This is a genomic window from Chitinimonas violaceus (assembly GCF_052601015.1).
In genome coordinates, this window is record NZ_JBQXDJ010000097.1 from 1 (window position 1) to 10289 (window position 10289).

At 53.8% G+C, this 10289-nt stretch carries 13 protein-coding genes and 2 pseudogenes; 9 read left to right on the forward strand and 6 right to left on the reverse strand.

Annotated elements, in window-relative coordinates:
* From ACUHMQ_RS19060 to ACUHMQ_RS19075, 4 genes and pseudogenes are all read left to right on the forward strand, one after another.
* Positions 1 to 114, forward strand: a pseudogene (locus ACUHMQ_RS19060) (IS5/IS1182 family transposase); the annotation flags it as partial.
* A gap of 126 nt (positions 115 to 240) precedes the next feature.
* The gene (locus ACUHMQ_RS19065; RefSeq protein WP_445297043.1) at positions 241 to 1938 is read left to right on the forward strand and encodes a CHASE2 domain-containing protein; all 1698 of its coding nucleotides are present in this window, start codon (positions 241 to 243) and stop codon (positions 1936 to 1938) included.
* On the forward strand, positions 1935 to 2429 hold the full coding sequence (locus ACUHMQ_RS19070; RefSeq protein ID WP_445297044.1) for an SH3 domain-containing protein: 495 nt from the start codon (positions 1935 to 1937) through the stop codon (positions 2427 to 2429). Before ACUHMQ_RS19065 ends, ACUHMQ_RS19070 begins: the two co-directional genes overlap by 4 nt.
* 2 nt (positions 2430 to 2431) lie before the next feature.
* Positions 2432 to 3283, forward strand: coding sequence for a M48 family metalloprotease (locus tag ACUHMQ_RS19075; RefSeq protein ID WP_445297045.1), 852 nt, complete (start codon positions 2432 to 2434; stop codon positions 3281 to 3283).
* An 84-nt stretch (positions 3284 to 3367) separates the two neighbouring features.
* On the opposite strand, the gene ACUHMQ_RS19080 is transcribed toward ACUHMQ_RS19075, so the two are convergent.
* Positions 3368 to 3907 (reverse strand): YfaZ family outer membrane protein, encoded by a 540-nt coding sequence (locus ACUHMQ_RS19080; protein WP_445297046.1) that lies wholly within the window; start codon positions 3905 to 3907, stop codon positions 3368 to 3370.
* A 491-nt stretch (positions 3908 to 4398) separates the two neighbouring features.
* On the opposite strand from ACUHMQ_RS19080, the gene ACUHMQ_RS19085 reads away from it, so the two are divergent.
* Positions 4399 to 4620 (forward strand): hypothetical protein, encoded by a 222-nt coding sequence (locus ACUHMQ_RS19085; RefSeq protein ID WP_445297047.1) that lies wholly within the window; start codon positions 4399 to 4401, stop codon positions 4618 to 4620.
* A gap of 136 nt (positions 4621 to 4756) precedes the next feature.
* Here ACUHMQ_RS19085 and ACUHMQ_RS19090 read toward each other — a convergent pair whose 3' ends face one another.
* Positions 4757 to 6160, reverse strand: a complete 1404-nt coding sequence (locus ACUHMQ_RS19090) for an inorganic phosphate transporter (protein ID WP_445297048.1) — start codon at positions 6158 to 6160, stop codon at positions 4757 to 4759.
* Here ACUHMQ_RS19090 and ACUHMQ_RS19095 point away from each other — a divergent pair.
* From ACUHMQ_RS19095 to ACUHMQ_RS19105, 3 genes are all read left to right on the forward strand, one after another.
* A complete protein-coding gene (locus ACUHMQ_RS19095; protein WP_445297049.1) occupies positions 6131 to 6322 on the forward strand; it encodes a hypothetical protein in 192 nt (63 codons plus the stop codon). The genes ACUHMQ_RS19090 and ACUHMQ_RS19095 overlap by 30 nt on opposite strands.
* A gap of 119 nt (positions 6323 to 6441) precedes the next feature.
* Positions 6442 to 6849 carry a hypothetical protein gene (locus ACUHMQ_RS19100; RefSeq protein ID WP_445297050.1) on the forward strand — a complete coding sequence of 136 codons (408 nt, stop codon included), beginning with the start codon at positions 6442 to 6444 and terminating at the stop codon, positions 6847 to 6849.
* 152 nt (positions 6850 to 7001) lie between these two features.
* The gene (locus ACUHMQ_RS19105) at positions 7002 to 7331 is read left to right on the forward strand and encodes a DUF2185 domain-containing protein (RefSeq protein WP_445297051.1); all 330 of its coding nucleotides are present in this window, start codon (positions 7002 to 7004) and stop codon (positions 7329 to 7331) included.
* Positions 7332 to 7450: 119 nt separating this feature from the next.
* On the opposite strand, the gene ACUHMQ_RS19110 is transcribed toward ACUHMQ_RS19105, so the two are convergent.
* From ACUHMQ_RS19110 to ACUHMQ_RS19120, 3 genes are all read right to left on the reverse strand, one after another.
* Entirely contained in the window at positions 7451 to 7873 is a 423-nt protein-coding gene (locus ACUHMQ_RS19110) for a BLUF domain-containing protein (protein ID WP_445297052.1), read from the reverse strand.
* Positions 7874 to 7893: 20 nt separating this feature from the next.
* Positions 7894 to 8619 (reverse strand): GTP cyclohydrolase I, encoded by a 726-nt coding sequence (gene folE / locus ACUHMQ_RS19115; protein ID WP_445297053.1) that lies wholly within the window; start codon positions 8617 to 8619, stop codon positions 7894 to 7896.
* Positions 8620 to 8715: 96 nt separating this feature from the next.
* On the reverse strand, positions 8716 to 9354 hold the full coding sequence (locus ACUHMQ_RS19120) for a YceH family protein (protein WP_445297054.1): 639 nt from the start codon (positions 9352 to 9354) through the stop codon (positions 8716 to 8718).
* A 405-nt stretch (positions 9355 to 9759) separates the two neighbouring features.
* Between ACUHMQ_RS19120 and ACUHMQ_RS19125 the strand changes: the two genes are divergently transcribed.
* Positions 9760 to 10125, forward strand: a complete 366-nt coding sequence (locus ACUHMQ_RS19125) for a hypothetical protein (protein WP_445297055.1) — start codon at positions 9760 to 9762, stop codon at positions 10123 to 10125.
* A 51-nt stretch (positions 10126 to 10176) separates the two neighbouring features.
* Here the strand turns inward: ACUHMQ_RS19125 and ACUHMQ_RS19130 are convergent.
* Positions 10177 to 10289 (reverse strand): annotated as a pseudogene (locus tag ACUHMQ_RS19130) (IS5/IS1182 family transposase); the annotation flags it as partial.

Genomic DNA, 10289 nt, shown 5'->3' on the forward strand with positions numbered 1-10289 from the left:
TTTGCGTGGTTGGAGAAGTGCCGTCGATTGTGGAAGAACTGTGAACGCAAGCTCGACACCAGCTTGCAATTCATTCAGTTTGCCTTTCTGACTCTTCTTCTGCGGAGACTTTGAACAGGTTCTTAGAAATGCCCTTGGAATACGCATTCAAGGCTTGTAAATTCTGCCTTCTCGGGTATTTTTGCCTTGTCTTGTCCCGTCTCTCGGGATTTTGAACTGATTACTTAGAGATAAGTCACGATGTCTTTTTCATATTGGCAGTTAAAGCTCGCCGACCGTGTGGGAACGCTCTATGTCCGGTTTGGTAACTGGCTCGCCAGACGCTTACGCCATCACTTCTACCTCTACCTGGCCGCAGCCATCAGCGTCTTTGCGGTGGTGGATGCACTACACCTGCATAAACTTTTTGATCTGCGCCAAACCAGTTTTGATACTTTGGTCAAACACCGCTTGGTGACGGCAAAGCCCGACCCGGGCATTGTTATTCTCGATATCGATGAGGCAAGTCTTGCTCAGCTTGCGCCTGACCTTGGCCGCTGGCCCTGGCCGCGTCAAGTGCTTGGGGATGTGTTGACGCAGATCAACCGCCAAGGAGCGCGTGCTTTGGTGTTCGATATCCTGTTCAGCGAGCCGGATGTATTTAATCCCGACAGCGATACAGCCTTTGATGCATTCCTGAAGGAGTGCGCCAATTGTTATCTGCCCTGGGTACGTCTGAATCCAGGGCAGGACAGCAGCAGCGAACTCAAGGCGAGTCAGATTCCTGGTGCGCAGCGACTGGCCCCTGGAGAAGCAACCATCGCCGGCATCCTGCCTTACTTTCCTGCAGGCTTGGCCAGTGGTCGGCTGGGCTTCAACTCTACGGTGCCAGATCCGGATGGCATCATCCGCAAATACGGGGTGTACGAGGATCATGGCGGGGTGCGTTTGCCTTCGTTGCCTACCCGTGTACTACGTGACAGCGGCAATCTTTCTGCGCAACTGCCACCCAGTGTGTTGATCAACTGGCGGGGCAAGCCATTCAGCTATCGTTACATCAGCTTCGCCGATGTGTATCGCGATAGTATGAGTGAGCACCCGAAAAGGCAGCGTGATGAGTTTCGTAATAAGATCGTTATCATCGGTTCCACCGCGCCAAGTCTCTTTGATATCAAAGCAAGCCCGGTGGCTGAGCAATTTCCGGGTGTCGAGATCGTGGCCACCGCCTTGGATAACCTCAAGCATGACGACTACTTGCGCGTACCCGCCCTACGTTGGCTGTACCTGTTGCTGGCGTTGGCATTGGTCTGGGCCACGGCTTGGAGTTTCTACCAGCATGCTGCACCCGAAAAACTAGCGCGCTGGTTTGGCTTGTCGCAGATATTTCTGTTGGCCTTGTCGTACGCGAGCATTAATCTGAGCAACTATTACATCAACCTGCTTGGGCCGGTCAGCTTCAGCATCGCTTACTTCACACTGGCGAAACTCTATGCTTTGGCTACACGGCGTGCATTGGAAGAGAGCGCCTGGACGCGCAGCCCGACCATTCAAGCTGGCCAGCAGGCTGAACTGGCCTGGTTGCAGATGTTGGATGAAACAGGCGAGCCCATGGCGGAGTCCTTGCTCGACAAACTCTGCGCCAGCTTTCCTGGTCAAATCCAGACTTGCGCGATGAGCTTGGCCGGCAGCCAGTATGGCGGTTGGCGTATGTTTGATGGCGGCCTGGTGTTCACCCACTTGCAGCCGGTCGACCTGCCCCCTGTGCTTGAAGAAGCCGAGCTTCGCCGCTTGGTGGCGCAATGGCTCGCACAGACAGGCTTACATCGCTACCGCTTGGTCAGTTGCTCCGCATTGCGAGCGGACTATGACCCCGCGATCAAACCACAGGTGATTTGGCAGACGCTGTTTGGCCAAGCACTATTGCAATCTTCTACTTCCAGCCAAGAGATCAACACATGAAACGCTATCTGATTATGGGCTTGTGCAGCTTAGCCCTACCTGTACTGGCGGCCGAGACCGCCACCTTGCTCAAGGATGACAGCTTACGCAGCAAACCTTTCCTTGATGCGCCATCCCAGGCGCCGCTTGCGCGTGGCAGCAGTGTAACGGTACTGAAAAAGCAGGGTGCATGGGCCAATGTGCAGTCCGGCAAACAGATGGGCTGGGTGCGAAGCCTGTCGCTGAAGAGCGGTAATGCCGCGTTGCCCAGCAACAATATAGCCAGTGTGAACACTGGGCGGTTGGGTAGTGGCAAGATCGTCAATACCACAGGCATTCGTGGCTTGAGCAGCGGCAAGGAAGAAGCTGGTGCACTGGCCGATGCCAAGTACGATGCAGCGGCGGTGTCGCGGGCAGAAGCGTTGAGTACCAGCGAGCAGGAGGCTGCAGCTTTTGCCAAGGCAGGCAAGCTGCAAGCCCGTCGGGTGGCATGGTTGGCGGAGGGAAAATGAAAATGCGCAAACTGTTTGCATTGCTGTGTGGTGCGGTGTTTTGTACTGCGCTTGTTCCAGTCTCCGCTGAAAGCCTGAAGGACATACTTAAGCAGGGCATTAATGAAGAATTGCAGAAGAAGCTGGGTGTAGATGGTGATACGGTATTGGTTGGGTCGGCATCCTGGGAGCAGGAGCGGGCAATTGGCCAGCAGGTGGCGGGCCGCCTACTTGGGCAGTATCCGTTGGTTGCGGATGCCAAGCTTCAGCAGTACGTCAATAAGGTAGGCCGTTGGGTTGCGCAACAGAGCGATCGGCCTGACCTGCCCTGGGTGTTTGGCGTGATCGACAGCCCGGCAGTCAATGCATTTGCGATGCCGGGTGGGTATGTCTTCGTCAGTAAGGGCTTGTACCAACAGCTTGCCAGCGAAGCGGAGCTAGCCGGCGTGCTGGGGCATGAAATCGCCCATGTGCAGCAAAAACACCAACTGAAATTGTTGCGTAAAGGCAGTTGGCTGCAGGCTGGCAGCGCAGTACTGGGTAAAGAGTTGAAGCAGGCGGACAAGGCGGATGCCGTGATCGGCAAGGGGGCGGAAATATTGGCGCGTAAGTTGGACCAGGGTGCCGAGTTCGAGTCCGACAGAATAGGTATTGTCCTGGCTGCGCGTGCTGGCTACGACCCTATGGGTTTGACGGCAGTACTGCAAAAGATCGATGCCTTGGCAGAACAGCAGCCGAACGCGGTGGAGTTGTTGTTCACCACTCATCCCAGTGCCAGCGCGCGTTTGGAGGCAATAGATACTGCCATGGGTGATAAATTCGAATCATTGAAAGGCAGCCAGACTTTGCCGAACCGTCTGGTACGTTTGAAATAGACAAGGGCGCTCATCGCTCATCCATACAAAAAGCCACTCAGTTGAGTGGCTTTTTCCTTTAATGCTGCATTGCTTGATGCGCAGTTAGAAACTCAACTCCAACCCCACGTGCGCACTGTCCTGCATTTCATAATCAGTACGGTTCTTATATCTGATTTTGGTATTACGATAACCGACATAGATCTCACCACGCTCCAGAGCCTGGTAACCCACGCGTACCCCGGCATCCACGTACCGCTTGGCGCCAGAAGTGGTAACGCCAGGTGCTGCCCACAAATGGCCCCCAATACGTACTTTGGGCAGGCTGGGCAGACCTACATTGAAGCGACCACCCAACGCCAGGGCTGCGGCATTGTCGTAATCATTGAAAATACCGACTGCCTGCGCACCCAATGCCAAGCTGTCGCGTCTACCTGAAATCTGTTCCACCAAAAGACCTACGGTAGCGACATCGCCATTATCGGTATGGTGCTGAAAACCAAAATCCATATTGGCCGACTTTCCCAACAGGCCCGATGAATAACGGCCGGAGAATACATCGTTACTCAACTGCAAATCGAGATTGTCAGCTTGAGCGATCGGGGAAAGAAGTAGGACAAGGCCTGCAAGCCAAGCATGGCGCATAGGAAGTACTCCAAAGAAATTGTTGTTTGTATCGCCTGGCGCGGGGATTACGACGATGCCAACTCAAACGGCAAGTGCACCGTTGCTATGTGTAGATGAGCGCGGAGTGCGCCAGGGTGTTGCAAGGGGCAGTCTGATTACGATCCATCGCAAACAGATTCTCAACGCTTGTTCTGCTAGATGCCTTGGACAGACGCTGAGAGTAATAAATGCCGGCAGGGAAGATACCAGATTCCCACCCAGCCTGGTTTACTGGCGTAATGGGAGTTCATGGTATCGTTCACTAAGCGCCGCTAACAAAACCCCTATGGCGTTGTTGTGTAAGCTTGCCGTACCCACGTACTGTCTGCGCTTACACGCCTAGCCAGAACCGCTTCGCTGGGTTTTGTTAGCGGCGCTTAAATGGGAGGATGCTTGAAAGATGATGAATCGCTCCCATGTTGAGAGTGAACGAAGCTCGCTGATATTGGGATAGGGGTAGGTCCTGCCACATGTACAACGATTTTATTACTGCATTGCAAGCCGGTATTTCGCTGGCGCCGGCAATTGTCAGCCGCAATGAGACGGGTTGGTATCTCTATAATCCAACCATGAGCCCGAGTGAACAAGATGAACCGCATGTGCTGATTGGGGAGAATGGGGTATTGATGCCGCTTAATCGTGGCGGCTCCGAGCTGCTCTGCACCTTGGTATTCACCGGTGGAAATGCTTGAACCCGCCTTACCCTCTATTGGGTAGTGGGCGGTAAGATTTGAGCAGCACACCTAACGAAACAAAGCCACCGATTTAGGTGGCTTTGTTTCGTTAGGACCTGTTCACGATAACGGTCTGTGAGCAGGCTTTTAGGTATCAATTGAACAGCTTAACGGCAAGCCAGAACAGGCCGCCCGCGAGACAAATTGAGATAGGCAAGGTAAGCACCCAGGCGATCAGGATGGTACGTACTGTGCCGCCTTGCAGGCCGATCCGATTGGCGACCATGGTGCCGGCCACGCCTGAAGAAAGCACATGCGTGGTCGAAACGGGCAGGCTGAATACATTGGCCATACCGATTGCGGCGACGGCGACGATCTGCGCACTCATACCCTGAGCGTAGGTCATGCCCTGGCGTCCGATCTTTTCACCAACGGTTTCCACCACGCGTTTCCATCCAATCATCGTGCCGATACCCAGGGCAAGCGCCACGGCAACGATAACCCAGATGGGCGCATATTCGGTCGTACTGGTCAGGTCTTTACGCAGTTTGGCCAAATCATCCTTGTCACGCTTGGCGAGGCCCGGCAACTTGCTGATCTTCTTGGCAGTATCGTCAAGGCAGAGGAGCGAGCGGCGGACTTGGGAACGGGTTTCCGGTGCCAGGTCACGATAATCCCGCACATTGTTGATGGCGGATAACAGATTGCCGATCGTAGCTTGGGTTTGCTCCAGTTCGCAGCGGAACTTGTTCGGCATGTCGGCACCATTTGTCTTGCCTGTACTTAGCTGCTGCAACAGGGCGGACTCATTGGCATGGTAGAACTGCTGCAGAAAGATGGCCGCATCGCGGGTGCGTTCGATCTGGTAGGTACTGCTGTTTACATCGAGCGCGAATTGTGTGGGGACGATGCCGATCAGCACCAGCATCATCAGGCCGATACCTTTCTGGCCATCGTTGGAGCCATGGACAAAGCTGACGCCCATGGCAGACAACACCAGCGTGAGCCGGCTCCAGAACGGCGGGTGCTTTTTGCCATCGACCAGCTTCCGGGTTTCCGGTGTCTTATGCATTTTCGACAACGGTAAGCGCTTGAGGAAGAAGATCAACAGCAAGGCGGCAGCCAAAAAACCTGCGGTAGGGGACACGACCAGTGAAAGCGCAATATCGATAGCCTTTTGCCAATTCACACCCTCAGCCAGTGGAATACCGGTAAGCAAGGCATTGGTGATGCCAACGCCCAGAATCGAACCAATCAGTGTGTGTGAGCTCGATGCAGGAATGCCCAGGTACCAGGTGCCAAGGTTCCACAGAATGGCGGCGGACAGCAAAGAAAACACCATGGCCAACCCATGGCCCGTGTTCACATTGATCAGCAATTCCACCGGTAGCAAATGAACTATGGCGTATGCCACGCCCACGCCACCCAGCAATACACCCAGAAAATTAAAGATACCCGACATCACCACTGCTTGTTTGGGCGGCATGGCCTTGGTGTAGATGACGGTAGCGACGGCGTTGGCGGTGTCATGAAAACCATTGATGAACTCGAAGGCCATGACGAAACCGAAAGCAAGAACAAGGCTGGCGGCGACCCAGAAATCGAGCCCGCTGAAAAAATCGAACATGAAGTTTCAATAGAGGGTTTGGTGAAGGCGCGGATTATCGCAGTAAGTGACGAGGCTTGCTTGATTGCGATCAAATGTAACGCCAGCCGGTGAGTTTCATCGTGCCAATCCGCGTTCTGGCATTCGATTTCTACATTGCGTCGTGACTGGCTTCAGGCAATGAATTGGCACGGGTACGCTGGTTTGAAATCAATCGAGCGTGGAGTAAACAAATGGACAGTCAGACCATCGCGAACTCAGGGCCACAAGCAAGTTCCCATCGCGTTACGCATGGCAGGTTTTGGTTGTTGTTAGGCTTGCTGATAGCAGTCGCCATGGTATGGGTTAATTTCCAGGCGCCCAGCGACGCTATCTCGTTCGAGATGAATGGCGAGCCTGTGGAAGGCATAGCGGCATTTTTCGCTGCTTTTGCAGGTTTGATTGTGGGCAGCGCGGTAGTAGGGCTTATTGCTGTGTTTCTGGTAGCGTTGGCTGCGGGAATCTCGCTGGTACTGGTTGTGGTGCTGTCTTTGGGGGTGTTGGGCCTGCTGTTGCTGCTATTCCCTCTCAGCCTGCCTCTGTTTCTGGTAGTTGGCATCGTATTCTGGCTGATATGCAAACGTATACCGGTACGAGGATGAGTGTGAGCGGGCTTTTTTAAAACTTTTTAGGAGCAGCACATAAGCCCCGATCATGGCTGCGCAGTAAGATCGGGAACAGGCTCTTATTGCATGACGATTGTAATGTCGATAGGTATGCTGGCGGTGGTTCAAATAGATTCAGGGCAAAGCCAATGAAGCATTACAAACTCGAAAAGAATCAGATTCGTCCTCTGGCCGAGGGCCATGGCTTGGCGATGGTGAGTGACATGGTGACTGTGGAAGGTTATTCCGTTGCCTACATGTACCGTGATGAGCCGGAAGATGCAGACGACAGCGGCTGGCGTTTCTTTGCCGGCAATGAGACCGATGCCTATATCGACAACGCCAAGAACTTCAGCCTGCTGGATGTGAATGTGATCGCCAACTACGACGAAACCATTATTCCTTTGCTCGACTCCCCTGTCGGGTCAGCTTTTGATAAGGGCGAAGAGGGTGAAGTTTTCTACGATGCGAGCGAATAAAGGAGGCGGTGGTTATTCAAAATAAAGACCCCGTTGGGGTCTTTATTTTTGGGAAGTCAGCGCTTAGAAACTTATTCACGATTTGTCACGAGCGACTGCCGGTAGATTTTGAGAAGGCCCTAACGCCCAACAATTGCGGCGGTGGCAATGAGTTCCTCCAGCAAAGCCAGCGATACGCGGCCGCTGATGGCGTAGGGGTCCAGCAATGCCTTCTCGGAATATTTCAGGAGGGTTGAAGGGTTCACCTTGCTCAAATTGACTTGGCCCATGGTCCAACCGGCAAAACGGCGCTCGCTGATTTCTTCAAAGAGAAGCAATTCCACATCCTGATGTCGTGGATCGCTGGCGATGGTGTTGTACAGCTTGGAGACCTCGCAACGCCCGCCTTCCAGCACCTGCATGAAAATATCGCCGCTGTAGCACAGGATGCCGGTAATGCCGTTGTCGGGATTATGGGTGCGTGATTGCGCCAGGATCTTATCCATTTGCTCCGAATGGAATGGTTTGACGGAACGGCTGGCATACAGCAGACGTACAAGCATGCTTATCTCCCGATATTTGACTACTGCTTGGTATTGTTGAGCAGCGACAGGAATTCACGGCGCAAGCTGGCGTCTTTAAGAAACGCACCGCGCATGACGCTGTTGATCATCTTCGAATTCATGTCCCGCACCCCGCGCCATTGCATGCAGAAGTGATCGGCCTCCATGACTATTGCCAAGCCGTCCGGACTGACCTTGTCCATCAGCAGGTCGGCGATCTGCGTGACGGCTTCTTCCTGAATCTGCGGGCGGCACATTGTCCATTCGGCAAGGCGTGCATACTTCGACAGCCCGATCAGGTTGGAATGCTGGTTGGGCATGATGCCTATCCATAACCTGCCGATGATGGGACAGAAGTGGTGCGAGCAGGCGCTACGTACTGTGATGGGGCCTACGATCATCAGTTCGTTCAGGTGTTCCACATTCGGGAATTCTGTGACTGGGGGCTGGGCCAAGTACCGGCCTTTGAATACCTCATTCACATACATTTTCGCCACCCGGCGGGCAGTATCCTGGGTGTTATGGTCGCTCTCGGTATCGATCACCAGGCTGTCCAGCACGGCCTTCATCTTGTCTTGCACTTCTTCCAGCAGCTGTTCCAGCTCGCCCGGTTCGATAAAGGCGGAGATATTGTCATTGGCGTGGAAGCGCTGTTCCGCCGCTCGAATACGGTTACGAATGCGGGCGGAGACGGGCACAATTTCGTCGTTGACCGCGGTGTAGCTTGGTGGGGCGTTCTTGCTCACGCTGTTTCTTCCTATGCTTTGGCGGATGCAGTCCGTGGGAATGGACGTAATAATTTAGTGAGTATTTATCGGTGTTGATCTGGAGGATAGATTTTGTCAGTCACCCAAGGCCGCTTGCAGATTGGCGACGGTAGCGCGCAATGCGGCCAATTCGGTTTCCAGCGCGGTTACCCGGCTTTCCAGGGCAATCTGGCTGGGTAGGGAAGTGACTGTGTTACTGACAGCTTCAAACTTTGGCTCGCCTGACAATAGGTGTGCCCAACGGTTTTCGCGTGCGCCAGGTTGACGTGAGAGCTCCACAACCAATGCACCGGTTGAGCGCTCGGCCAGCTCTTGCAGGAAGGCTTCAACCGTGGAGATGTCGGCGAATTTATGCAACCGGTCGCAATTGAGGCGTAATTCACCTGCTGTTTGCGGTCCTCGCAGCATCAGCACCGTCAATAGTGCAACAGCCTGGCTGGGTAAGCCGAGCACTCTGTCCATATTGTGGGCATAGCGCACCACGCGCCCACCACTGCTTTCCATCACCAGGGTATGGCTACGCAAGGTATCGATGGCGGCGGTCACATCGGCCTCGGTGGCTTCCAGTACAGGGTCACGGCTTGTTTTCTGATTGCAGCCCGCTACCAGCGCATTCAGGGAAAGCGGATAGGTATCCGGCACGGTGCGCTGTTTTTCGACCAGCACGCCAAGAACACGGGTTTCCAGCAACGAAAGAGGAGGCAGGTTAGACATACACGTAAATCCGGCAATGGAGTCAGGTGGCGATTATGCCCCGCTCGTGGGTTGAGGTGCGCATTCTGTCTTGTCCAAAATAGGCTTGGAATACCCAGGATGGGAAAATATTTTTTCCGCCCAACGGCCATGCAAAGCCCGGTGTGATCAGCCATCTTGAAGTTAAGAACCTGCTCACAGTCTTGCTGCGCTGCGGTGATCAGGGTTCATGTGCTGCTCGAAGACCTCGTGTATCCCAGTACATTCCGGTTGCTGCGCTGCATTTCGCTCTGCATATGTCTGCGCGTGACAGAACGATGAACAGGTTCCAGGAAGTGCACAGCTGACCAGCGTGCTCGGCTTTCTTGGTCCTGCGGGTTGTCCAAGACAGCTTCGATTGACATTCGTGTGCAAGGAGTCTGCCCCATGTCTACTCAGACAATCTCATCCCTGCCCGAAGAGTCGATTTCCTACTTGTTATACCTCTACTTCTGGCCTTTTTGGATGTTCAAAGACGTGAACCAGGGCAATCTGCTTGAGCAGGCTGCGGCTTATCGTTACAACCGGGAAAAGCGCGTCTATCTGCCCGCGTATATTGTCAAATGGATGATTATCTTCTGCGTGCTGATAGGGTTGATTTTCAGCATGGAATCACTGGCGACAGCCGGCATTATGCTGAAAGAGGCATCGAGCCTTTTGGCGGGTGTTACAGGGATCTGTGCCAGCGGCGCATTTGTGGTGATGGTGCAGATTACGGTTTGTTATCTGTTCTTATGCAATTGGCGCTATTGAAGTAACTCGTTGTACTCCTAACGGCTACCCGCATTATTTCTTAGAACCTGTTCAAAGTCTCCGCAGAAGAAGAGTCAGAAAGGCAAACTGAATGAATTGCAAGCTGGTGTCGAGCTTGCGTTCACAGTTCTTCCACAATCGACGGCACTTCTCCAACCACGCAA